Source organism: Burkholderiales bacterium (assembly GCA_015075645.1).
Taxonomy (GTDB): domain Bacteria; phylum Pseudomonadota; class Gammaproteobacteria; order Burkholderiales; family Casimicrobiaceae; genus VBCG01.
Window position 1 is genome coordinate 514,067 of the sequence record JABTUF010000001.1, and the last position, 22,946, is coordinate 537,012.

The 22,946-nt window shown below is 71.9% G+C and carries 20 protein-coding genes and 1 tRNA gene; 6 read left to right on the top strand and 15 right to left on the bottom strand.

The genetic code is table 11. The features are described from left to right. Window positions 1-29: 29 nt before the first annotated feature. Complete coding sequence (locus tag HS109_02335; GenBank protein MBE7521203.1) at window positions 30-1,247, bottom strand: MFS transporter; 1,218 nt, start codon at window positions 1,245-1,247, stop codon at window positions 30-32. 142 nt (window positions 1,248-1,389) lie between these two features. On the opposite strand from HS109_02335, the gene HS109_02340 reads away from it, so the two are divergent. Next, complete coding sequence (locus HS109_02340) at window positions 1,390-2,196, top strand: alpha/beta fold hydrolase (protein ID MBE7521204.1); 807 nt, start codon at window positions 1,390-1,392, stop codon at window positions 2,194-2,196. Between the two features lie 50 nt (window positions 2,197-2,246). Here HS109_02340 and HS109_02345 read toward each other — a convergent pair whose 3' ends face one another. Both HS109_02345 and HS109_02350 read right to left on the bottom strand, forming a co-directional pair. After that, window positions 2,247-2,672 (bottom strand): universal stress protein, encoded by a 426-nt coding sequence (locus HS109_02345; protein MBE7521205.1) that lies wholly within the window; start codon window positions 2,670-2,672, stop codon window positions 2,247-2,249. Between the two features lie 43 nt (window positions 2,673-2,715). After that, the gene (locus HS109_02350) at window positions 2,716-5,367 is read right to left on the bottom strand and encodes a GNAT family N-acetyltransferase (protein ID MBE7521206.1); all 2,652 of its coding nucleotides are present in this window, start codon (window positions 5,365-5,367) and stop codon (window positions 2,716-2,718) included. Window positions 5,368-5,457: 90 nt separating this feature from the next. Here HS109_02350 and HS109_02355 point away from each other — a divergent pair. Beyond that, window positions 5,458-5,531: transfer RNA gene (locus tag HS109_02355), tRNA-Ile, on the top strand. 213 nt (window positions 5,532-5,744) lie between these two features. On the opposite strand, the gene HS109_02360 is transcribed toward HS109_02355, so the two are convergent. The 3 genes from HS109_02360 to HS109_02370 form a co-directional block, all read right to left on the bottom strand. Further along, a complete protein-coding gene (locus HS109_02360; protein ID MBE7521207.1) occupies window positions 5,745-6,053 on the bottom strand; it encodes a hypothetical protein in 309 nt (102 codons plus the stop codon). Window positions 6,054-6,118: 65 nt separating this feature from the next. Beyond that, window positions 6,119-7,114: a tripartite tricarboxylate transporter substrate binding protein gene (locus HS109_02365; protein ID MBE7521208.1), complete on the bottom strand. Its 996-nt coding sequence runs from the start codon at window positions 7,112-7,114 to the stop codon at window positions 6,119-6,121. 33 nt (window positions 7,115-7,147) lie between these two features. Continuing rightward, entirely contained in the window at window positions 7,148-8,083 is a 936-nt protein-coding gene (locus HS109_02370) for a 4-hydroxy-tetrahydrodipicolinate synthase (GenBank protein MBE7521209.1), read from the bottom strand. 423 nt (window positions 8,084-8,506) lie between these two features. On the opposite strand from HS109_02370, the gene HS109_02375 reads away from it, so the two are divergent. After that, the gene (locus tag HS109_02375) at window positions 8,507-10,312 is read left to right on the top strand and encodes a hypothetical protein (GenBank protein MBE7521210.1); all 1,806 of its coding nucleotides are present in this window, start codon (window positions 8,507-8,509) and stop codon (window positions 10,310-10,312) included. Here HS109_02375 and HS109_02380 read toward each other — a convergent pair whose 3' ends face one another. From HS109_02380 to HS109_02395, 4 genes are read right to left on the bottom strand one after another with little or no spacing between them, the layout of a single operon-like run. Further along, a complete protein-coding gene (locus HS109_02380; protein ID MBE7521211.1) occupies window positions 10,313-10,534 on the bottom strand; it encodes a DUF2892 domain-containing protein in 222 nt (73 codons plus the stop codon). Further along, on the bottom strand, window positions 10,531-13,803 hold the full coding sequence (locus HS109_02385) for an efflux RND transporter permease subunit (protein MBE7521212.1): 3,273 nt from the start codon (window positions 13,801-13,803) through the stop codon (window positions 10,531-10,533). The genes HS109_02380 and HS109_02385 overlap by 4 nt, the downstream gene beginning before the upstream one ends. A gap of 3 nt (window positions 13,804-13,806) precedes the next feature. Continuing rightward, the gene (locus tag HS109_02390) at window positions 13,807-14,820 is read right to left on the bottom strand and encodes an efflux RND transporter periplasmic adaptor subunit (GenBank protein MBE7521213.1); all 1,014 of its coding nucleotides are present in this window, start codon (window positions 14,818-14,820) and stop codon (window positions 13,807-13,809) included. 2 nt (window positions 14,821-14,822) lie between these two features. After that, a complete protein-coding gene (locus HS109_02395) occupies window positions 14,823-15,020 on the bottom strand; it encodes a DUF2892 domain-containing protein (GenBank protein MBE7521214.1) in 198 nt (65 codons plus the stop codon). Between the two features lie 430 nt (window positions 15,021-15,450). Between HS109_02395 and HS109_02400 the strand changes: the two genes are divergently transcribed. Further along, window positions 15,451-16,392: a transposase gene (locus HS109_02400; protein MBE7521215.1), complete on the top strand. Its 942-nt coding sequence runs from the start codon at window positions 15,451-15,453 to the stop codon at window positions 16,390-16,392. A gap of 163 nt (window positions 16,393-16,555) precedes the next feature. On the opposite strand, the gene HS109_02405 is transcribed toward HS109_02400, so the two are convergent. After that, the gene (locus HS109_02405; protein MBE7521216.1) at window positions 16,556-17,221 is read right to left on the bottom strand and encodes a hypothetical protein; all 666 of its coding nucleotides are present in this window, start codon (window positions 17,219-17,221) and stop codon (window positions 16,556-16,558) included. 74 nt (window positions 17,222-17,295) lie between these two features. Here HS109_02405 and HS109_02410 point away from each other — a divergent pair, with 74 nt between their 5' ends. Beyond that, window positions 17,296-17,976, top strand: coding sequence for a Crp/Fnr family transcriptional regulator (locus tag HS109_02410; GenBank protein ID MBE7521217.1), 681 nt, complete (start codon window positions 17,296-17,298; stop codon window positions 17,974-17,976). Window positions 17,977-18,220: 244 nt separating this feature from the next. Continuing rightward, a complete protein-coding gene (locus tag HS109_02415; protein MBE7521218.1) occupies window positions 18,221-18,991 on the top strand; it encodes a hypothetical protein in 771 nt (256 codons plus the stop codon). Window positions 18,992-19,140: 149 nt separating this feature from the next. Here the strand turns inward: HS109_02415 and HS109_02420 are convergent, their stop codons facing one another. From HS109_02420 to HS109_02435, 4 genes are read right to left on the bottom strand one after another with little or no spacing between them, the layout of a single operon-like run. Continuing rightward, the gene (locus HS109_02420) at window positions 19,141-19,545 is read right to left on the bottom strand and encodes a RidA family protein (GenBank protein ID MBE7521219.1); all 405 of its coding nucleotides are present in this window, start codon (window positions 19,543-19,545) and stop codon (window positions 19,141-19,143) included. 29 nt (window positions 19,546-19,574) lie between these two features. After that, window positions 19,575-20,147, bottom strand: a complete 573-nt coding sequence (locus HS109_02425; protein MBE7521220.1) for a ferritin family protein — start codon at window positions 20,145-20,147, stop codon at window positions 19,575-19,577. Next, window positions 20,144-21,001: a 2-oxoacid:ferredoxin oxidoreductase subunit beta gene (locus HS109_02430; GenBank protein ID MBE7521221.1), complete on the bottom strand. Its 858-nt coding sequence runs from the start codon at window positions 20,999-21,001 to the stop codon at window positions 20,144-20,146. Before HS109_02430 ends, HS109_02425 begins: the two co-directional genes overlap by 4 nt. Continuing rightward, a complete protein-coding gene (locus tag HS109_02435; GenBank protein MBE7521222.1) occupies window positions 20,998-22,794 on the bottom strand; it encodes a 2-oxoacid:acceptor oxidoreductase subunit alpha in 1,797 nt (598 codons plus the stop codon). The genes HS109_02430 and HS109_02435 overlap by 4 nt, the downstream gene beginning before the upstream one ends. Window positions 22,795-22,946: the final 152 nt, after the last annotated feature.

Genomic DNA, 22,946 nt, shown 5'->3' on the forward strand with positions numbered 1-22,946 from the left:
GTGCCACCGGCCGCGTCCCGCCGCCTGCGTCAGGCGACCGCGTGGCGCACGCGCGTCCGGAAGATGAGCCAGGACGCGATCGACACGTTGACGAGGTTCCACGCGATGCCGTGCAGGAACGCGGCGTGGTAGGAGCCGGTCAGGTCGAAGATCACGCCGGAGAGCCAGCCGCCGAGCGCCATGCCGACGAGCGTCGCGAGGACGACGACGCCGATGCGCCCGCCGGCCTCGCGCGCCGGGAAGTACTCGCGCACGATGATGGCGTACGAGGGCACGATCCCGCCCTGGAACAGTCCGAACAGGGCCGAGATCACGTAGAGCGAGACCAGTCCGTCGAACGGCAGGAACAGGAGGAGCGCGACGCACTGCAGTCCGCCGCCGAGGAGGAGCGTGCGCAGTCCGCCGACACGGTCGCTGATCATGCCGAACGCGACGCGGCTCACGATGCCGAAGCCCAGCATCAGCGACAGCATCTGCGCCCCGCGCGCCGGCCCGTAGCCCAGGTCGCTGCAGTAGGCGACGATGTGGACCTGCGGCATCGCCATCGCGACACAGCAGGCGACACCCGCCACGACGAGGAGCCCCTGCAGCGCGGCCGGCGACAAGCCGAGCGCGCGCGACGATCCGTTGGCGGACGGCCGTGCGCCCGCCGGTGCGTCGTGCTGCGCCGGCGGCGGCCGGCGCAGCAGGAGCCCGAGCGGCAGCATCGTCGCGAGGATGAACACGCCGACGCCGGCGTAGGTCGCGCGCCAGCCCGAGGTCGCGATGAAGTGCTGGACGATCGGGGGCCAGATCGTGCCGGCGAGATAGTTGCCCGACGCGACGAGCGCCACCGCGATTCCCCTCCGGCGCACGAACCACATCGAGACGTGCGCGAGCAGCGGGCCGAAAGTCACCGAACTGCCGACGCCGATCAGCAGGCCCTGCGCGAGCGCGAATCCGGTGATCGACGTCGCGTAGCCCGACACGAGGTAGCCCAGGCCGAGGAGCGCCGAGGACGCCATCATCGGCCGCAGGACGCCGAAGCGGTCGACGAAGCGGCCTACCACGACGCCCGCGACCCCGAAGCCCAGCATCGTCAGCGTGTAGGGCAGCGATGCGGCGCCGCGCGCCACGCCGAATTCGGCCTGCACGGCCGGCAGCGCCACCACGACCGACCACATCCCCACCCCGCCGATCGTCGCGAGCGTCAGGGCCAGCGCGAGGCGCGACCAGGATTGCGGGGAGTCGACGGTCGACGGAGGCATGGCAGCGGAACCCCGGGATGCGGCGCGCGGAGCGCGGCCGGCGTGCCCTGCCGCCCCGCCAGTGTAGCCGACCGCGTGGCGGCCCCGCGCGACGGCCTCGCGCGGTAGACTCCCGCGGCCGCACGAGCCCGCGATCTTCCGCTTGCCCTCGATCGAACTCCCCGGCGTGTCGCTGCACTACGAGCAACAGGGCTCGGGAGGCGCGCTGCTCCTGGTCGCGGGCCTCGCCTCGGATGCGATGTCGTGGCTCACCGTGTGGAAGGACCTCGGTGCGCGGCGGCTCGTCATCGCGCCCGACAACCGCGGCGTGGGCCGCACGCGGATCCACGACGCGACGGTGTCGATCGACGCGATGGCCGACGACTGCGCTGCGCTGCTCGACCGCCTCGGGATCGCGCGCGCCGCGGTGCTCGGCCATTCGATGGGCGGGTTCGTCGCGCAGCGGATCGCGCTGCGCCATCCCGGACTGGTCGAGCGGCTCGTGCTCGTCGCGACGGGTTCACGCGCGCCGGCGGAGAGCGTCGCGCGATTTCGCGACCTCGCCGACCGCTTCGACGCAGGCGAGGATCGCTCGCGCTGGTTCCGCCGGCTGTTCGATCTCGTCTTCACGCCGCGCTTCCTCGCGGACCCGGCGAACGTCGAGGCGGCGACGCGCTGGGCGCTCGACTACCCGTGGCCGCAATCGGCGCAGTCGTTCCGGCGGCAGGCCGAGGCCATCGCCGCCTTCGATGGCGAAGCGGATCTGGCACGCCTCGGCGTGCCGGTGCTGGTACTCTCCGGGCGCGACGACGTCCTGTTCCCGCTCGACACGATGCAGCGATTCGCGGGCGCCATCGGAGGGGCGCGATTCGAGGTCCTCTCGGGCGCGGCGCACGCCATCCACACCGAGCAGCCGCGAGCCTTCGTCGACGCGGTCGCGCGTTTCCTCGGGAGCGCCGCCGCACGCTGATCGCGGAGGGGCGCGGAGCCGGGCACGCTCCCGTCCCGGGGGAACGCGATCTACCGGATGACGAGGACCGGCACTCGCGCGAGGGCGATCACCTTGGTGGCGACCGAGCCCATCACGAGGTTCGCCATCGCGCCGTGCCCGCGCGTGCCCACGACGATGAGGTCGCAGCCCGCGGCTTCCGCATGCCGGACGATCTCGTGACCCGGTTCGCCGACGAGCTTCACCGCGTGGAACGCGACCTCTCGTCGCGTGAGGAGTTCCTCGGCCGGCGCGAGCGCCGCAGCCGCCTCCTCGGCGTAGTAGCGCTCGACCGCCTCCTTGCCGGCCCAGGCCACGGCGCGACCGACGGGAATCGGCAGGTGGACGTGGACGAGATCGATCGCCGGCGCGTCGCGGAACCAGGCGAGCCGGGAGATGAACGACTCGATCGCGTCGAGCGCGTACTTCGAGCCGTCGGTGGTGAGCAGGACCTTCATCGTCGATCCTTCGCGTTTCTCGGGCGTTGCAGAGTCTACCCGATCACTTCGATCGCGCGGCGGCGCCCGCGAGCGGAAGCGAGACGATCACCTGTTCCGGGTCGTCCGGGTCGTCGGCGACCGAGAATCCGAGCGACGCGGTGAAGCGCAGCATGCCATGGTTCGCCCGCAGCACCGCGCCTTCGAGCCGCGCGAGGCCGCGCTTGCGCGCGCAGGCGATCAGGTCGGCCATCAGCACGCGCGCGATCCCGCGCCGCTGCCAGTCGTCCGCGGTGACCACCGCGAACTCGGCGCTCTCGCCGTCGGGATTCGCGATGTAGCGCGCCACGCCGACGAACCGCGACGCGCCCTGCGTCGACGGATCGGGCGCGACCGCCACCAGCGCCATCTCGCGGTCGTAGTCCACCTGCGTGAACCGCGCGAGCATCTGCGGGGTCAGCTCGTGCAGCCGGTAGAAGAAGCGGAAGTAGCGCGACTCCTCCGAGAGACCGGCGACGAAACGGCGTTCGAGCGTGGCGTCCTCCGGCCGGATCGGCCGCACCTCGATCGTCGCGCCGTCGGAGAGCGTGAGCGTGCGCGCGAGTTCGACCGGGTACGGGTGGATCGCCATGTGCCCGTAGCCCCGCGTCGCCTTGCGCCGCGGATCGACGACGATGCGCGCCGCCGCGATCGCCGCCGCCCGGGGTCCGGCGAGCACCGGCTCCAGTTCGAGTTCGCGCACGAACGGACAGAAGCACACCAGCGTCGACAGGCCGACCAGGAGCCGCACCAGCGGCTCCGCATCGGCGGGCACCTCCCGCGCGACGCCCGCACTGAACATGCCGGCCACGAGATCGAGCGCGAGCCGCCGGTTGAGCGGCGGCAGCGCCAGGGCCTGCACCTGCGGTCCGATGGAGTCGCGATCTCCCGGTCCGAGCACGATCACCGGCCCGAACACCGCGTCGCGGACGACCCGGATGGCGAGCACCCTGGCCCCGGACACGACCGCCGCCTTGCGCAGCACGATGCCTGCGGATGCGTTCGCCGCCCGCGCGTCCTCGTGCAGCATCGCCCAGGCGCGCGCGAGCGCGCGGCCGTCGGCGAGCGGCCCGCGTTCGACGGCGGGTTGCGACGCCGGCCGGTCGACCGCGAGCATCACCGGAAAGCCCAGGCGGCGGGCCGCCGCGCGCGCCTCCGCGAGCGTATCGACCAGCGCGACCCGGGGCGCCGGCAGGTGGAACGCGCCGAGCAGCACCGAGAGTTCGGCGGCGTCGAGCACGCGACGCTCGCCGATCGACTCGCGCAGGCGTTCGACCGAGGTGATGTCGGGCGCCTCGGGTTCCGGCTGCGGCGAAGGCACCTCGAGCAGCAGTTCCTGGTGCCGCCGGTACGACGCCAGGAACGCGAACGCCTCGACCGCGTTCTCGGGCGTGTAGAAGTCGGCCACGCCGCCCGCGTCGAGCGCGTCGTGCGCCTCCGGGCGCTCGATCGCGCCGAGCCAGGCGCCAAGCACCGGCTTTCCCGAGCCGCGCGCGACCGCGGCGACCGCGCGCGCGGCATCGGTCGGCGAATCGACCGGCCGCGGGACGTGGAGCGCGACGACCGCGTCGACGTTCGCATCGGCGAGCACCGCGCCGATCGCGCCGGCGAATCGCGCCGGCGGTGCGTCGCCGCGCACGTCGACCGGATTCGCCCGCGCGCTCGCCTCCGGCAGGATCGCGTCGAGCGCCTCGACGGTGCGCGGCCCGAGCTTCGCGAGTTCGATGCCGGCGTCGCGCGCGCTGTCGGCGGCGAGCATCGCGGGTCCGCGGCCGTTCGCGACCACCGCGATGCGGTCGCCGCGCGGGATGCGTCCGGTGCCGAGCAATCGCGCCGCCGCGAAGAGCTGCGTGTAGGTCCGCACGCGCACGGTCCCGCAGCGCCGCATCGCGGCGTCGAACACCGCGTCGGGATCGGGACCGCGCGGCGGCGCGGATTCCGCGGAGCGACCCGCCTTCAGCAGCACGACCGGTTTGGTGCGCGCCGCCGAGCGCAGCGCCGAGAGGAACCGGCGGGCGTCGTGCACCTGCTCGACGTAGAGCAGGATACCGTCGGTGTCGATGTCCTCGACGAGCGCGTCGAGCAGTTCGCCGAAGTCGACGTCGAGCACGCCGCCGACCGACAGCACCGACGAGAACCCGATGCCGTGCGGCCGCGCGAAGTCCAGCATCGCCGTGCACACCGCGCCCGACTGCGCGACGAGCGCGAGGCGGCCCGGCAGCGCCGCGGCGTCGGAGAGCGTCGCGTTGAGTCCGAGGCCGGTCCGCACGACACCGAACGCCCCGGGGCCGATGAGGCGAATGTCGTGCCCTTTCGCGAGCGAGGCGACGTCGCGCGACCAGCGCCGCGCCACGGCGTCGCCGCCGGCCGGCGCGGCGGTCATCAGGATCGCGGCGCGCGCCTTCGCCAGGGCGGCGTCCGCGATCACCCGCGGGACGGCCTCGCAGGGCACGGCGACCACGACGAGTTCGACAGGCCGCCCGATCGCGGCGAGGTTCGGCCACGCCTTTCGTCCGAGCAGCGTGCGGTGCGCGGGGTTGACCGCGTGGAACTCGCCGGCGAACTCGCCTTCGAGCAGGTTCTCCATCACGATGCGTCCGAGCGAGCCCGGCCGCTCGGACGCACCGACGAGCGCGACGGACGAGGGTGCGAGCAGCGGGCGCAGGACGTGGCGCATCGGTCGGCTCCGGCCGCACCAGTGTAACGGACGCGCGCGCGGCCGATTCGCTATACTGCCGCCGCGCCCGACGCAACTGCTTCGCGGCACGGGCCTGTAGCTCAGTCGGTTAGAGCAGACGACTCATAATCGTTTGGTCGCTGGTTCGATCCCAGCCGGGCCCACCCTTCGCCAGCAGGCGATGTCGCGCCGGACCGCGGGAAGCGACAGCGAGGTCACGCCCGTCCGGGACCGCGGCGACTCGCGCCGACGCCGCGCATCGGCGTTCGATCACGAACGGGGCATCGCGAGGAAACGCCGCTTCGCGGCGTCGTTCTCCCGTCGGACCGCGATCCGCCTTCGGGAGCGCGGGCTCGCCCGGAGTCCGCGCCTCATCGTCACCGGGCCGGTGGCGCGGGGTCGCCGGTCGCGACGCGAGACGATTCGGCCAGCACGTAGCGCAGGCACTCCTCGATTCCAGCCTGCGACAACGCCTCTCCCGGCCGCGGCACCAGCGCGAGCACCGTGGCGTCGCCGTCGCGCCGCGTGGCGCAGTCGCCGATCTTCGCGCATTCGCCGGACGGACACGACCACCAGCTCGTGCTGCGGCACGCACACACCCGGTCGAAGACGTCCTGCTCGCTGCGCGTCGCGTTCACGACCCTGATCAGGAGTCCGTCGCCCTGCTTCTCGATGCTGAAGCTCATGACTCCTCCTCCGCGACCGGAGCCGCGTCGATCGTGGCGTCGGTGTCGCGGCCGCGCCGCCCCGATCACTCCGCCTTGATGTTGGCCGCCGTGACGATCGTCTGGTAGCGGGCCACCTCGCTGTCGATGAACTTCGCGAAATCGGCCGAGTTGCGGTACACCGCCTCGAACCCCTGCGCGGACATCCGCTCCTTCCACGCGGACGTGGCGACGATGCGCTGCACCGTGGACTCGAGTTTCTGCCGGATCGGGGCGGGCAGGTTCGCCGGCGCCCACAGCCCGTACCAGGTGTAGAACTCGAAATCCTTGAATCCGGCTTCGCGCATCGTCGGGACGTCCGGCAGGAGCGGGCTGCGTTCGCGCCCGGTGATCGCGAGGGCGTGCAGCTTGTTCGCCTTCACGAGCGGCATCGACGTCAGGATCGCGTCCATCTTGGCCGACACCTGCCCCCCCATCAGGTCCGACAGCGCGGGCGCCCCGCCCTTGTAGAGCGCTATCGGAATGCCCGGCTGCCCGATCTCGTAGAGGAAGTAGGCCGACGCCAGGTGGTCGGCCGCGCCGAAGCCGCCGGTCGCGAACGTGAACTTCGCCGGATCGGCCTTGACCATCGCCGCGAACTCGCGGGCGCTCGTGGCCTTGACCTGCGGACCCACCACGAACAGCAGCGGTCCCTGCGCCAGCATGCCGATCGGGGTGAAGTCCTTGACGGCGTCGTACTTCATGGTCTTCCTGTACAACAACGGGTTGATCGAGTGGATCGACGCGTTGATGTAGAGCGTGTAGCCGTCGGGCGCGGCGGCGGCGACCTGCGCCGCGCCGATCATGCTCGACGCGCCCGCGCGGTTCTCGACCACGACGTGCTGTCCGAGCTCGGCGGCCATCTTCTCGGCGAGGAACCGGCCGACCGCGTCGACCGGACCGCCGGCGGCGTGCGGCACGACGAGGACGATGGGCTTGGTCGGGTAGGCGTCCTGCGCGAGGCCCGAGCCGCCGAAGGCGGCGAGGCTCGCGCCGATCATGATGCCGCGCAGCAGACGGCGGCGGGTGGTCAGTGCGTCCATGCGATTCCTTCGATGCGAGGGTGAGCGGATCGATTACGCGGCCTTGAGCGCGCGCGAACTCCAGCCGTACTTCCGGTCGAGGCCGAGCTCGCGCACGATGCGCAGTCCGTTCTGCAGCGGCTCGCCCTCGAGCGTCCTCAGCGGTCTGCGCAGGTCCCCGGCCGGCAGGCCGACGGCCCTCATCAGCGATTTGATCGCCACCGGATTGATGGCCGAGTACGAGTAGTGGAGCATCGGGAGCATGCGCAGGTATTCCTCCCGGAAGCCGACCGACACCTGCGGGTCGGTCCAGGGCCGCGAGATCCAGCTCATCTCCGCCGGCGCGATGTTGCCCGTCATGTTCGCGGTGCCGTGGCCACCGAGGCTCATCGTGGGCACCACCAGGCCGAGGTTCGGCGAATCGCAGCACATCACGGACACGTCGGGCCGTCCGCGCAGCACCTGCGCCACCTGGCCGACGCGCGTGGTCGACTCCTTGTGCACGACGTAGTTCGGATGCCTGAAGATGCGCAGCAGGCTGTCCCAGTGCAGGTCGGTCTTCACGCGCGGCGGATTGTTGTAGATGCCGAGCGGCAGGTCGGTCGCGTCGGCCACCTCGAGGAAGTACGCCTCGATGTCGGCCTCCGAGGCGCAGATGTAGGCCGGCGCCGCCAGGATCGCGCCGTCGGCGCCGTTCCCGCGCGCGAACTTCAGGTACTCGATCGTGGCCGCCGTGCTGTTGCCGGTGCATCCGTAGAAGAACTGCATCCTGCCGGTCTTCATCCGGGCGGTCTCGACGATGATCTGCTGCCGCTCGGCGGGCGAGAGCATCGACACCTCGCCGGTCGAGCCCATGATCAGGACCGCGGCCGTGCCGTGGTCCTCCTGGAACCGCAGCAGCGTGCGGAAGCCCTCGAAATCGACGCTGCCGTCCTTGTTGAACGGCGTGATCAGCGCGACGAAGGAGCCTGCGATCCTGGTCTTGGGCATGGCGGATCTCGACGGGAATGTCAGGGAACCACCCGAGGATAGGAGATCCGGCGCCGCTTGTCCAAGCCGCCCTCATCCCGATCGCACAGGGGCCGACGAAGTGCGGCGCCAATGTCCTTTGCCTCGTCGGCGTAGGTGAACGGTGACGCGCCGATGCGACGCAACGGCGTCGGCCTGAAGGCCGACCCACGACAGAAGCATCCCGGCGCTCGATGCGCCGCCGCCGGAATCACCGGCGCGACTGTCCTCTGTCTTCTGACTCCTGTTCCCTGTCGTCGGCCTGAAGTCCGACGGATTTCGCGACATGGCGAACCAAACGCGCCAGTCTGCACAGCGAGTCGAGTTGGGTGCGGGAACGCGCTTCCTTCGCCAGACGCGCTCGTCGCCCGGGCTGGCACGCGCCTTGCAAAAGTCCCGCCGGCCATGCCATCTCCCGTCTTCCTGCTGCTCGGGGTGCCCGAGAGCGGCACGTACTCGCTCGCCGACGCGCTCGTCCGCTCGGGGGCGGTGCTGGCCGGGCCGCCCGCCGGTGATCCGGCCTCGGTCTCGCAACATGCGCTCGCCGCGTGCGGCATGCGGTGGGATTCGCTCGCGCCGATGCCCGCCAAGCTCGCCAAGGCCCCGGGGCTCGACGCCGCCCGGGCGGCGCTCGACACCTTTCTCGAACACTCGCCGGCGGAATCCCCGCTCGTCGTCGCCGAGCCGCTCGCGACGCGGATCGTCGGCCTGTGGCGCGAACGGCTCGAGGCGGCGGAGCGCCCCCTGTGCGCGGTCCTCTGGCTCACCCATCCGGGCAGCGCCGCCGCGGCCCTGGCGCGGCGCCGTCAGTTCGCGCCCGAGAAGTCGCTCGCGCTGTGGCTCGCGCATCTGGTCGAGTTCGAACACGCCACGCGCGGCCTGCCGCGCACGATCGTCACCGAGGAATCGTTCGTCGCCGACCCCGCGGGGGGCATGAAGCGCATCGCGCAGGCGACGCGATTTCCGCCCGCCGCCGCAGCCGCGAAGTCCCCCGCCGCCGCGCGCCAGGCGTCGATCGTCGCCCCCCCGCTCGGCCTGGGCTCCGGGCTCGACACCGCCCTCGACACCGGGTACCGCAAGCTCGCCTCGACGGTGTCGGGCGAACTCAAGCGCGCCGTCGAGGCACTGGCGACGACCGCGCGGCCGGCTGCGCAGAGCGCCGTGCCGCCCTGGCTCGCGCAGGAGATCGAAGCCGACCGCCTGCGCATGCAGGCGCTCGCGGACATGGCGGCCGGCCACGCCGCGCGCGCCGACCGCGCGCAGCGCGACCTCGCCGCCGCGCCGCGCGACGCGCGGGCGTTGGCCGGGCAGGTCGAGTCGTTGCGCGACGAGCAGGCGCGCGAGCGCGAGGCGCTCACGGCGCAGATCGAACGCCTGCGGAGCGAGCAGACCACGGAGCGCGACGGTCTCACCGCGCAGCTCGAACGCCTGCGCGGCGAGCAGGCGCAGGAGCGCGACGCCCTCACCGAGGCACTCGCTTCGACGCGCGCCGAACTCGCGCGCATCACCGCGGCGCTGGCCGAAGTTCCCGGCAACGAAGCGGCGATCCGCGGCGAACTCGGGCAGGCGCAGCGCGAACTCTCCGACGAGCGCTCGTCGATCATGAAACTGACCGAGGCGCTCGAGACCGCCCGGCGCGACGCCGACGGGCATGCCCATCGCTTCGAGTCCGCCCGCCACCACCTCGAACGGTTCGCCGTCGAGATCGAGGAGGCGCGCGCGGCGCTCGCCGCCCGCGAGGACTTCTGTGCCCGGCTCGCGTCGGAGGCGGACGCATTGCGCGTGCGCGAGGCGCAGCTCGTCGACGAGCGCGAAGCCCTGCGCCGCGAACGCGACCAGGCGGCGCGCGCCCTCGATCGCGAGCGCCGCGAACGCGGCCAGTCCGACGAGGAACGGGGAACCGCGCAGCATCGCTCGACCGCCGAGTTCCGCTCGACGATCGGCACGCTCGAGCACACGCTCGCGGAGCGCGATTCGCACATCGCCGCGCTGTCCGCCGAGGCCGACCGCATGGCCGACGCCATCACCGAGGCCGCGGTGCGCATCGGCGGCCTCGAGGAGCAGCTCGAACTGCGCACCGCCGAACTCGCGGCGCTGCAGGCGAAGCACGACGCGCTCGCCGAGTCGCTGCGCGCGCTCCAGAGCAAGTCGCTCGTGCGCGCCGCCCGCTGGCTCGGCGGCGAGCGCGCCGCGAACTCGGGCGGGGGATGATCAGGGTGCGTTGACCGGACCCCGCTTCACGCCTGCCGCCACGAGGATCCTCTCCAGCAGGCAGAAGCGCGTGAAGCCGCTCTGCAGCAGGTTCAGCCCGACGAACGCGGTGAACCACAGCCAGGCGCTGTCGTGGAAGAACGGGCTCGCCGGCACGCCGAGCGCGAGCGAGACTAGGACGAAGACACCGGCGAAGATCCGGACGAGGCGTTCGGTGGTCATGCGAGGCTTCCTTCCGTGGGCGGCGAAGGGTCGGGGGGATTCGCGACCGGCGGGGAGGCGAACCGGCGGCGGGTGGCGTAGTAGAGCACCGGGATCACGACGAGCGTCAGGAGCGTCGAGACCAGGATGCCGAAGACGAGCGAAATCGCGAGCCCGTTGAAGATCGGGTCGTCGAGGATGAACGCGGCGCCGGCCATCGCGGCCAGTCCGGTGAGCGCGATCGGCTTCGCGCGCGCGGCGGCCGCGTCCACCACGGCGCGTTCGAGCGGCGAGCCCGCCGCGACCGCGTGGTTCACGAAGTCGACGAGCAGGATCGAGTTGCGCACGATGATGCCGGCGAGCGCGATCATCCCGATCATCGAGGTCGCGGTGAACGGCGCCCCGAGGAGCGCGTGGCCGGGCATGACGCCGATGATCGTCAGCGGGATCGGCGCCATGATCACGAGCGGCGTCAGGAACGATCCGAATTCCGCGACGACCAGCACGTAGATCAGCACGAGGCCGACCGCGTAGGCGAGCCCCATGTCGCGGAACGTCTCCCAGGTCACCTGCCACTCGCCGTCCCACTTGAGCGACCAGGCGCGATACGGATCGCCCGGCGCGGAGAAGAAGCGCTCGTCGAGGCGGCCGCCGTCCGGCGGCGCGATCCGTCCGAGGGCGTCGCGCATCGCGAACATGCCGTAGAGCGGGCTGTCGGCGCCGCCGGCGACGTCGCCGATCACGTAGGCCACCGGCAGGAGGTCCTTGCGATAGCGCGTGGTCTCGCGTACGGCGGACTCGGCATGCACGATCTCGGAGAGCGGCACGATGCCGTCCGCGCCGCGCACGCCGAGCGCGAGGATCGACTCGAGGCGCGACTGCTTCTCCGGCGCGAGCGTCACGCGGACCGGTACGCCGTACTTCGCCTGTCCGTCGAAGATCGCCACCGGCGTCTCGCCGGCCAGCGAGGCGCGCAGTGTCGTGACCGCGTCGCTCGCCTTCACCCCGGCGACCGCCGCCTTGCGGCGGTCGACGTCGGCGCGCACGCGCGGCGCCGCATCGTCGTAGCTGTCGTCGACGCCGACGACATGAGCGGTGTTCGCGAACGTCTCGCGCACCGACGCGGCGAGCGCGCGGCGGCCCGACTCGGACGGACCGTAGATCTCGGCGACCAGCGGCGAGAGCACCGGCGGCCCGGGCGGGACCTCGACCACCTTGACCTTCGCGCGGTGCGTCGTGCCGATCGCTTCCAGCGCCGGGCGCAGGTCGAGCGCGATCGCGTGACTCTGGCGATGGCGGCGATCCTTGCCGACGAGGTTGACCTGGAGGTCCCCCTGCCACGGCTCGCGACGCAGGTCGTACTGGCGGACGAGGCCGTTGAAGTTGATCGGTGCGGAGGTGCCGGCGTAGGTCTGCACGTCGGCGACCTCGTCGCGCGACGCGAGGAACGCGGCGAGGTCGCCGAGCGCGGCGGCGGTCGCCTCGACCGGCGAACCCGCGGGCAGGTCGACGACGACCTGGAACTCGCTCTTGTCGTCGAACGGGAGCATCTTCAGCACGACCGCCTGCACCGCGGCGAGCGAGATTGCGGCGACGATCGCGGCCGCGACGCCCCCACCGAGCCAGAGGCGGCGGCGCCCGCCGCGCACCGGATCGACGAACGGCGCGAGGAGCCGCGAGAACCCGGTCGCGAGCACGCGGTCGAGCCGGCCGGGCCCCGCCGCGTGCGCCCGGGCGGGCGCGAGCCGCAGCGCGAGCCACGGCGTGACCGAAAACGCGATCGCGAGCGAGATCAGCATGCCCATGCTCGCGTTGATCGGTATGGGGCTCATGTAGGGCCCCATCAGGCCGGTGACGAACGCCATCGGCAACAGCGCGGCGATGACGGTGAACGTGGCGAGGATCGTCGGGCCGCCGACCTCGTCGACCGCGGCCGGAATCAACCCCGCGAGCGGCGCGTCCGGCGCGAGCGCGCGGCGCCGGTGGATGTTCTCGACCACGACGATCGCGTCGTCGACGAGAATCCCGATCGAGAAGATCAGCGCGAACAGGCTCACGCGGTTCAACGTGAAGCCCCAGGCCCACGACGCGAACAGCGTGGCCGCCAGCGTCAGCACGACCGCGGCGCCGACGATCACCGCCTCGCGCCATCCCAGGGCGAGGAGCACCAGCGCGACCACCGACAGCGTCGCGAACACGAGCTTCGAGATCAGGAGGCGGGCCTTCGCATCGGCGGTCTTGCCGTAGTCGCGCGTGATCGACGCCTCGACGCCGTGCGGAATCACGGTGTCGCGGAGTTCGTCGATGCGGCGTTCGACGCGCGCGGCGACGTCGACCGCGTTCTCTCCCGCGTTCTTCGTCACCTGGATCGTCACCGCGGGCCGGGACAGGGCCGGTGCCGACCCGCCTGACCGGTCGCTCGCCCCGTTCCAATGCGTGACGATCCGCGCCACCGGCGGCGCGCCGTCGACGACACGCGCCACGTCGGAGAGGTACACCGGCTTGCCGTCGTGGACGGTCACCACGAGATGGCGCACGTCGTCGGCGGAGGCGAGGAAGCCTCCGGCGTCCACGCGCACCGTGGCGTTGCCGCGCACGAGGTCGCCGGCGATCGCCGACGCGTTCGCGGAGCGGAGCGCGCCGATCACGCCGGGAACATCGAGTCCGAAACCCGCCAGCCGCGCGGGGTCGAGCTCGACGCGCACCTCGCGGCCGGGACCGCCCAGCGTCGAGACTTCGCGCGTGCCCGCGACGCGCTTCAGTTCCCCTTCGACCGCGTGGGCGACGCGCTCGAGATCGGATGCCCCGATGGCCGGGTCGGCCGAGTGCAGCGTGATCGCCACGATCGGCACGTCCTCGATGCCCTTCGGCTTGACCACCGGTTCCCCGACGCCCAGTTCGGGAGGCAGCCAGTCGCGGTTCGACAGTATCGTGTCGTGGAGGCGCACGACCGCGTCGGTGCGCGAGACGCCGACCTCGAACTGCACGGTGATGAGCGCGGAGCCCGGACGCGACACCGACCAGACGTGCTCGAGCCCCGGCATCCGCGCGAGCACCTGCTCGGCCGGCATCGCGACCAGCCGCTCGACGTCCTCGGCCGATGCGCCGGGAAACGGCACGATGACGTTCGCCATCGTGACGTCGATCTGCGGCTCCTCCTCGCGCGGCGTCACGAGGATCGCGAACGCACCGGCGAGGAGCGCGACCATCGCGATGAGCGGCGTCAGGCGCGAGGCGACGAAGTAGCGGGCGATCCGGCCCGCGAGGCCCAGCGGCTTTCCGCCCTCCATGAATCAGGGCGCCTTCGTGCGCATGCCCGCGGCGACCGGATTCGCCGCGATCGTGTCCCCGGCGGCGAGTCCCGCCAGCACCTCGACCTCGCCCTCGCCGACGGCGGATCCGACGCGCACCTGGCGCAACCGCGGCGTGCCCTTCGCATCGATCACGTAGACCGCCGTCACCTCGCCTCGTCGCACCAGCGCCGATTCGGGCACGGCGAGGAGCGTCGCGACGCCGACCGCCAGGCGCACGCGCGCGTACTGGCCGGGCACGACACCGTCGACCGGCGGCAGGTCGAACCGCACGCTCGTCGTGTGGCTTCTCGCGTCGGCGAGCGGCACGACGGTCGCGCGCACCGGGGTCACCATCCTGCCCGAGGCCGGCAGCTCGACGCGGGACGCCGCGAGATCGGCTTTCGCGAGGACCACCTGCGGCACGGTGGCGACGGCGCGCAGTTCGCGCGGATCGAACACCGTGACGATCGGTTTCCCCGGCGTCGCCATGTCGCCGAGTTCCGCGTGCGTCGCGCCGACGATTCCCGCGTAGGGCGCGACGATCGTCGTCCAGTCGCGCGCGACGTCGGCCGAGCCGAGGTTGGCCCGAACCGCCTCCACCTGCGCGGCGGCGGACGCGAGCGCGGTCGCGGACTGGTCGACCGCCGCCTGGCTCACGAACTTCTGCGCGAGGAGCGCGACGTTGCGCTCGTGGACGCGCTTCGCGTTGGCGTAGTTCGCCTGCGCTTCGGCGAGCTGCGACCGGCTCGCCACGACGGCCGCGTCCGCGGCGCGCGCGTCGATGCGAGCGAGTACCTGCCCGGCGCGCACCGCGTCGCCCGCCTTCACCGGCAGGTCGACGATACGGCCGGCGACCTGCGAGGCGAGCGTGGCCTGGCGCACGGCCTCGACCACGGCTTCGGCCGGCACGGTCTGGCGCGCCGACTGCTCGCCGACGCGAAGCGTGGCGAGCGAACCCTCGCCGTTCGCGGGGACCGCGACGGCGAGCGCCAGGGCGGCCGCGAACGCGCGCATCCCTACTTCTTCATCGGGCAGGTCGACATGCCGAAGATCGCGTAGGCCGGGCAGCGGCCGGCGAGCGAGGTCAGGAGCGGCACGAGACCCACGAGGCCCCACCAGCGGGCGTTGCCCTCCAGCACGAACACCAGCGACAGGATGGCAAGTCCCACCACGAACCGGATCACACGATCGATATTTCCCATGTTCACGTTCATTCGACGCTCCTCGGGTTCGACTCGGAGACCATACGGTAGGACGGCGCGCACCGGAAGTCGGTGACCTTGGTCACACGGCGCAGCGCGTTTCCCGGATTGATGCGAGCGCGGCGAAGCGCCCGCGAGCCGGCCTTCGGGCCAACGGCAGGGATCAGGGATCAGAGGACAGTCGCGTCGGCGATTCCCGGGGCGGCGCATTTGAGCGCCGGGGAAGCGCCCACTGTGTCGGGCTTGTATGTTGTTGGCAGACCGGCGCGGTAGAGTGTGGAGGAGAAGTCCGGACTCGGACGCGCAGCCTGTTTCCGGCCAGGGTAAGTCGAACCCGTGCTTCAGTCCATGGCGCGCGGCCGCGCCGGTCTTCGTGAACTCGAACGGTTACGTGCGCGGCCGTAAGGCCAGCGCGCATTGACAAGCACGAGGTGCGAAGACCATGTCCGAAATCAAGGTGGTGGTGGGGATCGATGTGGCGAAGGCGAGCGTCGAGGTGGTGACGCTGGGCGGTACGGGGCCGGCGGGGGAGTTCGGGAACGATCCGGAAGGGCACACGGAGCTGGTGGCGCAGGTGCCGGCGGGGGCGCTGGTGGTGATGGAGGCCACCGGAGGCTATGAAGCGCCGCTGGCGTGTGCGCTGCAGGCGGCGGGGCTGGCGGTGGCGGTGGTCAATCCGAAGCGGGCGCGGGACTTTGCCAAGGGGGTGGGCTCCGGGGCGAAGACGGACCGGATCGATGCGCGGGTGCTGGCCGAGTTCGGGCAGATGCTGAGGCACAAGCCGGACTTCCAACGCTACCTGAAACCGCCGGTGGACGAACAGGTGCAGGACTTGGCGGCTTGGGTGACGCGCCGGCGCCAGCTGCTGGGCATGTTGCTGTCCGAACGACAGCGCCTCGAGTCCTCGCGGCCCAAGGTGCGGCCGAGCATCGAGGCGATGATCGAGTCGATCAAACGCCAGCTCGACCAGATCGACCGGCAGATGCAGACCCATGTGGCGCACCACCACGAGGAACTCGACCGGTTACTTCGGTCGACCCGAGGCATCGGGCCGGTAGCCAGCGCGACGCTGATCGCTGGGTTGCCGGAACTGGGACGCTTGAGCGGGGCCGAGATCAGCGCGCTGGTGGGGGTCGCGCCGATGGCGCGAGACTCGGGGCAGAAGAAAGGACGCCGCTGGATCCAGGGGGGCCGCTTCGAGGTTCGCCGCGTGCTCTACATGGCCACGCTGACGGCGATCCGCAGCAATCCGGTGATCCGGGTTTTCTATCTACGCCTGGTGGCTGCCGGGAAGGTCAAGAAGGTCGCGATCGTGGCGTGCATGCACAAACTCCTGCGCATCCTTAACGCCATGGTTCGCGATCATCAGCCCTTCCAGGCTTGACATCCAACACGGTTACTGAAGCCCGACCCACGGGCGCCTGCGAAGTGGCTGAAGCCCGATCCACCCCATCCCCCGTAGGTCGGCCTTCAGGCCGACGCCCTTCGTCGCTTCGGCACCGACTCCGTCGGGCTGAAGCCCGACCCACGGGCGCCTGCGAAGTGGCTCAGGCGCGCGACTCCTCGCGCGCGGGAACGTACGCCGCGACCCAGTGCGGCCGGTAGACGACGCCGAGCGCGAGCGCCATGCCGGAGAGCAGTGCCTCGCCGAACGCGAGCGTGCCCAGTACGACGAGCCAGTCGCCGAACGCGGTCGCGGCGGGCGTGTCGAGCACCGCGACCGCGAGCGTCGTGCCGGCCACGCCGGTGGCGACGTAGGCGATCGCCGCGCCGAAATACGCGACGACGAAGACGAACACGAACAGGTTGTGCGGCAGCCACGCCGCGGCGATCCGCCGGACCGCGGTCACGACGGCCACCGGCAGCGCGACGCCCGCGAGCCAGACCGCGGCTCCGCTCGCGGGGTCCGCCCCCGAGATCGCGATCGACGCGGCCACGACGAGCGCGCCGCCGACGAGCGCGGGCGGCGCGCCGCAGGCGAGCGTGAGCGCGGCGATGCCGGACAGGTGGAACGCGAGATGCGGGCCCACGTGCGCGCGGATGCTCCACAGTCCCGTGAGCACCGCGACCGCGGCCGGCCAGACCCGCGCGGCCGCGCCATCGGCCATCGTCCGCCAGGGCACGCGGGCGATCGCGACTGCCAGCAGCGGCAGCGCGACGATCCACGCCAGCGCGATCCAGGCGTGCGGCAACGGAAAGGCGGAGATGTCCATGGCGGCGCGCGGCGAGGCTCCTGCAGGCCGATTGTAGAATCGGGGCGCAATGCCGCGATCCGCGACCCGCCGCCATGGCTGATGCCTTCGTCGACCTCGCCGATCGCATCGGCGCCGCGTTCCCCGCGCTCGCGGCCGCCGGCCGAACCACGCTCGACGCCCTCGCCCGCCGCGCCACCGTGCATCGCGTCCCGGCGGGGGCGCAACTCTTCAGCGAGCAGCAGCCGTGCTCCGGCTTTCCGCTCGTGCTCGCGGGCGAGGTGAGCGTCGCCCAGCGCTACGCCAACGGACGCGAGATGCAGCTCTACCGCGTGGGCCCGGGCGAGGCCTGCGTGCTGTCGTCGTCCTGCCTGCTCGGCCAGAGCCGGTATCCGGCGAGCGGAGTCGCGCGGACCGACGTCGAACTCGCGGTGCTGCCCCCGGCGGCATTCCGCGCGCTGGTCGTCGAGGACGCCGCGTTCCGCGAGTACGTGTTCTCGCTCTTCGGCGAGCGTCTCGCGGCGCTCCTGTCGCTCGTCGAGGCGGTGACGAGCCAGAAGCTCGACCGCCGGCTCGCGGCGCTGCTCGTGCGCCGCGCGGACGAGTCGCCGACCATCCGGGCGACGCACCAGGCGATCGCCGACGAACTCGGCAGCGTCCGCGAGAACGTCACGCGGCTGCTGCGCGGCTTCGAGGACCGGGGCCTGGTCGAACTCGGGCGCGAGCGCATCCGCGTGGCGGACCGCGACGGCCTCCTGGAACTCGCGGGCGAGTAACGCGCCCCCGTCCGGGCGGGTGCGACGCTCTCGGCATCGCGCACCGGCGGCACAGCGCTTCGACGCCCCCGGTGCGACGGCACGGAACGCTGGAGCCGTCCTCCGGTGCCGAGCCGAGCGGCGGCCGACCATGAGACAGGAATTGCGGAACTGCCCTGCGGCAGGTAGCCTATATCCCTGTCGCGTTCCTGGAGACAGACTCTTGGGCGCGAGCCGACGTGAACTCCAAGGGGAGGGGACGATGTTGAAACGATCGATCGCCATCTCGGGCTGGGCTTGGGTGGCCACGGCGCTCGCCCTCGCGTCCACCTCGGCGCTCGCGCTGCCCAGCAGCGCCGTGTTCAGCTATTCCGGCCAGCCGGGCGCTCCGGCCGACGTGAGGCTCGAAGTCGTCACCAACACCGGAACCTACCAGATCAACGGGAGCCTCCGCGGCTGGGTTGCCGCGGACGGCAGCAACCTCGGCGCTGATCCAGCCAACAACTACATCGCCGGACTCTGCGGTTCCAGCGACTCATGCGGTGGAGACGACGTCGAGTTGCGCAACTGGTTCGCGTTCAGCCTGGTGACGACCGCCTTCACCAGCATCGCGTCCGCGTCGCTGCTCCTCGATGTGCCGGACCCGGGTAGCGGCAACCAGGGCGTCTACGTCTCGGCGCTCGGCAATCCCACCTACACGCTGTGGGACGTGACGCAGCCCACCGGCAACTTCACCGGCGGCACGGCCGGGTTGGCCGAGTACAACGACCTGGGTTCCGGGACCTCGTACGGCTCGCGCGTCTATTCGCTGGCCGATCAGGGCAACACGACCATCATCCCGCTCAACGCGGCGGCAGTCGCCTTCCTCAACGGCAATCTCCAGAACACCGTGATCCTGGGGGGCGCCGTCACTCCGATTCCGACGCCGCAAGCGGCGGCGACGATCCCGGTTCCTGCGACATCGTCCGCGACGCTGGTGCTCGTCGCCGCGCTGCTTGTCCTCGTGGCCTTCACCGCGTTGCGCAGGCGAGGATAGGTCCAGGGACGCTCCGCGCGGCCGTTCGGCGCGCGCGACTTCGCACGGGAGCGGTGGTCGAACCCGGAGCGCCGCGTTCGACCGGCTGCCCTTCGACAGGCCTCGGGGGAGCGCATGCGCCCCCGACCGGCCGACGCACGTACGCGCGGTCAGGAGGGCACGACCGCCGTCGCCTCGAGTTCGATCTTGCCCGGGTGGTCGAGCAGATCGGAGACGAAGATCATGCTCATCGCCGGGAAGTGCCTGCCCATGAGCCGGCGCCAGATCTTTCCGAGCTCCGGCCGCGCCGCGAGATAGGCGGCCCGGTCGCAGCAGAATGCGGTGATCCGGCACACGTGCTCGGGCCCACCGCCCGCCTGCGCCAGCACTTCGAGCAGGTTCGAAAGCGCCTGCTCGAACTGCGGGACGATGTCCCCGGAGCGGAAGCGCTGCTCGGCGTCCCAGCCGACCTGGCCCGCGATGAAGACGATGCGTCCCGGCGTGGCGGCGACGCCGTTGGCGTAGCCGATCGCGGGTGCCCAGCCGGGCGGGTGCAGGATCTCGTGGACGCTCATCGTGTCGTTCCGAGGCGCGTGCCGGCCGTTCAGTCGGTGTAGCGCGGCGGATCGGGATCGTCGCGCCAGTGCTCGTCCGGCTTGGGGACCTTCTCCATCCACGCACGCACGAGCAGCACGTGCTCCTGCTCCTCCTCGGCCATCTCGCGCGCAGCCGCCTTCACCGCCGGCTCGGTCGCGTTGTCGGCGAGCGCAGCGAAGAAGCGCACCGCTCGCTCCTCGCCGGCGAGCGCGAGTTCGAGCGCGTGGTACGGCTGCATCAGGTAGTGGATGTCCTCGTGCGGAATGCTCTCGGGGGATTCCAGGCCCCGCCACGGCGCCGGACCCGAAGGGCGGGCCGGCGGCGCCTTCCACCCCATCGATTTCATGATCGCATCGGCGTGCCGCGACTCGATCGCCACCATCCGCCGGAACAGGTCGCCGACCTCGCGGTTGTTGTGCGTCTCCATCACGTCGGCCAGCTCGCGGTAACGCTCGATCGCGTCGAGCTCGAGCCACAGCGCCCAGGTCATCAGCGCGGGCATCGAGTCGGGAATCGCGTCGGCGCGCAGGTCCGACGCGGCCGACGGATGGGGCTTCGCGCGGGTGCGCCTCGCGTTCATGCCGCGAACTCCGCGTCGAGATCGGCCACCGCGACCGGGTCGGCGCGGCGCGCGAGCGGGTACGGTGTGCGGCTGCCGGCGTAGAGCACGCCGATGTTGAAGCCGTCGTCGGTCATCACGCGCCGCGCGGCGCGTGCCGGATCGTCGGTCACGGCGACCGACGCCGGATGCACCAGGTCCTTCCACGTGCGCTGCTCGGGCCGGAAGGTCACGCAGGGCGACAGGATCTCGACGAACGAGAAGCCGGGGTGGCGGATCGCCTGCGCGATGATGTCGGCGGTACCGTTCGGATCGCCCGAGAACGCGCGCGCGACGAAGTTCGCGCCCGACGCGAGCGCGATCACCAGCGGATGGAACGCGCGCACGCCGGTGCCGCCGGGCGCGAGCTTCGAGTCCCAGTCCGGCTCGGTCGTGGGGGACGGCTGGCCCTTCGTCATCCCGTAGACGTGGTTGTCCATCACGACGTAGGTGAGGTCGACGTTGCGCCGGCAGGCGTGCAGGAAGTGGTTGCCGCCGATCGAATAGCCGTCGCCGTCGCCGCTCGCGACCAGCACGGTGAGTTCGGGCCGCGCGAGCTTCACGCCGGTGGCGGCGGCGAGCGAGCGGCCGTGGACACCGTGGAAGCCGTAGCAGCTCGTGTAGGCCGGAATGCGCGAACTGCAGCCGATGCCCGAGACGACGACGATCTCCTCGGGGGCGAGCGCGAGCGAGGCGAACGCCTTGGTGAACGATGCGAGCACCGAGTAGTCGCCGCAGCCGGGACACCAGATCGGCTTGGTCGCCGACTTGAACGACGCGGGCGTGGGCGCGGCCGGGCGCGTCGCCTCGGCGGTGGAGGTGGCGGTGACGTTCATCGTGGGCTCGCGGTGGACTCGGCTTCGCGACGGCGGACGCCGGGCGCGCGGCGGGCCGCCGCCACGATCGCCAGGGCGAGTTCGGCGGGCTTGAGCGGCAGCGGTCCGGGTCGATGGAAGCTCTCCGGCGCCGCGGGGAGGTCGAACCACGCGCGCAGGTAGCGGTAGAACTGCGCGCCGTGGTTCTGCTCGACGACGAGCACGCGGCTCACGCCGGCGAGCGCACGGTCGAGCTTCTCCGGCAGCGCGGGCGCGAGGAGGCGCATCGCGACGAGCCTCGCGCGCACGCCGTCGGCGGCCACCCGGGCGAGCGCCTCGCGCACCGGACCGGTCGCCGATCCGAAGGTGATGACCGCGAGTTCGCCCTCGCCCTCGACGTCGGCCCACAGATCGCCGTAGTCGTGCCGGACGAGCTTGCGTTCGCGCTTGTCGAGTTGTACGCGGTGGTCGCGCGCGTTCGACGAGGGCGTGCCGATCTCGTTCTTCTCCAGACCGTCGGCCGTGTAGGTGATCCCCGGCGCACCCGGAATCGCCATCGGCGACACGCCGGAAGGCGTGTCGCGGTAGCGCTTGTAGTCGGGGGTGTTCGCCTCGGCGACCCACCGCCGGCCGACGAACGCGAGGTCGGCGGGGCGGTCGATGATCGCGCGCGACTGGCCCATGAACTGGTCGGAGAGCACGATCGCCGGCGACTGCAATGCCTCGGCGAGGTGCACCGCCCACTGCGTGGTCGCGAGGCAATCCGAGATCGAGGTCGGCGCGACCACGATGCGCGGCGCATCGCCGTGGAGGCCGGACACCGCGTAGGAGAGGTCCGACTGCTCGCTCTTCGCCGGGATGCCGGTCGACGGCCCCCCGCGCATCACGTCGACCACGACGACCGGCACCTCGGCGCTGACCGCGAGCCCGATGCCTTCGGTCATCAGCGCGAGGCCCGGCCCCGAGGTGGCGGTGAGCGAGGGAACGCCGGCGAACGACGACCCGACGATCATGTTGATCGAGGCGAGTTCGTCCTCGGCCTGCAGCAGCGCGCCGCCGACCTTCTGCAGCGCCGGCGCCATCCATTCGAGGAGTTCGGTGGCCGGCGTGATCGGGTAGGCGGCGACGAAGCGCACGCCGCCGCGGATCGCGCCGAGCCCGGCCGCCTCGTTGCCCGAGATCGACCAGCGGCCGGAACGCACCTCGAGCGCGGGGAGTCCCGGAACGCTGCCCAGCCCGACGGCGGCGGCCATGCCGGCGTCGATGGCGGCCAGGTTGGCGGCGAGCGAGGTCGCGTCGCGCTTCCAGGTGTCGCGCAGCGCGTCCGCGAGCGCCTCGCGCGGCAGCCCGGCCAGCGCTCCGGCGACGCCCAGCGCCACCATGTTGGTCCAGCTCCCCGCGATACCCTTCGCGATCTTCTTCATCGGCACGGCGACCGCCTTCGCCCCGGTGTCCACGAAGGCCGGCGGCGCGTCGCCCTCGGCCGTCTCCCCGACGATCAGGCTCGCGGGTCCGAGCGGGATCTCGTCGGCGAAGCGCTGGACGTTCTGCCAGTCGAGCGCGAGGAGCACGTCGAAGCGGTCGTCGAGCGATTCGACCGGCGTCGCCGAGATGCGGACGAGCGCCGCGGCTTCGCCGCCCCGGATCTGCGGGCCGCTCGTGCGGACCATCAGCCCGTAGGCGCCCGCCTTCGCCGCCGCCGCGAGCAAGAGCGTCCCCGCGGTCATCACGCCCGATCCGCCGCTGCCGGCGAGCGCGATCGACAGTCCCGGATGCGCGCCGCGCCCGTCGCGCGCTGGAGTGGTCGAGATCATGGTGCGCGAAGCTTCGCGCGACGCCCCGCGTGGCGGATTGACGTGGATCAAGGCTCCGTCAACGCGCCGGCGGCAGAGTGCCCGAAATCGGTATCCGACTACCGATTTAACGGCCGCGCGGCCGTTCGACCGCGCGCCGCCCCCGAGAATCG

Coding starts and splice junctions, on each gene's coding strand:
- HS109_02435 (MBE7521222.1), bottom strand. CDS start 22,794: ATGATCTCGACCACTCCAGCGCGCGACGGGCGCGGCGCGCATCCGGGA.
- HS109_02425 (MBE7521220.1), bottom strand. CDS start 20,147: ATGAACGCGAGGCGCACCCGCGCGAAGCCCCATCCGTCGGCCGCGTCG.
- HS109_02390 (MBE7521213.1), bottom strand. CDS start 14,820: ATGCGCGCGTTCGCGGCCGCCCTGGCGCTCGCCGTCGCGGTCCCCGCG.
- HS109_02360 (MBE7521207.1), bottom strand. CDS start 6,053: ATGAGCTTCAGCATCGAGAAGCAGGGCGACGGACTCCTGATCAGGGTC.
- HS109_02380 (MBE7521211.1), bottom strand. CDS start 10,534: ATGACCACCGAACGCCTCGTCCGGATCTTCGCCGGTGTCTTCGTCCTA.
- HS109_02375 (MBE7521210.1), top strand. CDS start 8,507: ATGCCATCTCCCGTCTTCCTGCTGCTCGGGGTGCCCGAGAGCGGCACG.
- HS109_02385 (MBE7521212.1), bottom strand. CDS start 13,803: ATGGAGGGCGGAAAGCCGCTGGGCCTCGCGGGCCGGATCGCCCGCTAC.
- HS109_02365 (MBE7521208.1), bottom strand. CDS start 7,114: ATGGACGCACTGACCACCCGCCGCCGTCTGCTGCGCGGCATCATGATC.
- HS109_02350 (MBE7521206.1), bottom strand. CDS start 5,367: ATGCGCCACGTCCTGCGCCCGCTGCTCGCACCCTCGTCCGTCGCGCTC.
- HS109_02395 (MBE7521214.1), bottom strand. CDS start 15,020: ATGAACGTGAACATGGGAAATATCGATCGTGTGATCCGGTTCGTGGTG.
- HS109_02405 (MBE7521216.1), bottom strand. CDS start 17,221: ATGGACATCTCCGCCTTTCCGTTGCCGCACGCCTGGATCGCGCTGGCG.
- HS109_02370 (MBE7521209.1), bottom strand. CDS start 8,083: ATGCCCAAGACCAGGATCGCAGGCTCCTTCGTCGCGCTGATCACGCCG.
- HS109_02345 (MBE7521205.1), bottom strand. CDS start 2,672: ATGAAGGTCCTGCTCACCACCGACGGCTCGAAGTACGCGCTCGACGCG.
- HS109_02400 (MBE7521215.1), top strand. CDS start 15,451: ATGTCCGAAATCAAGGTGGTGGTGGGGATCGATGTGGCGAAGGCGAGC.
- HS109_02430 (MBE7521221.1), bottom strand. CDS start 21,001: ATGAACGTCACCGCCACCTCCACCGCCGAGGCGACGCGCCCGGCCGCG.
- HS109_02410 (MBE7521217.1), top strand. CDS start 17,296: ATGGCTGATGCCTTCGTCGACCTCGCCGATCGCATCGGCGCCGCGTTC.
- HS109_02335 (MBE7521203.1), bottom strand. CDS start 1,247: ATGCCTCCGTCGACCGTCGACTCCCCGCAATCCTGGTCGCGCCTCGCG.
- HS109_02420 (MBE7521219.1), bottom strand. CDS start 19,545: ATGAGCGTCCACGAGATCCTGCACCCGCCCGGCTGGGCACCCGCGATC.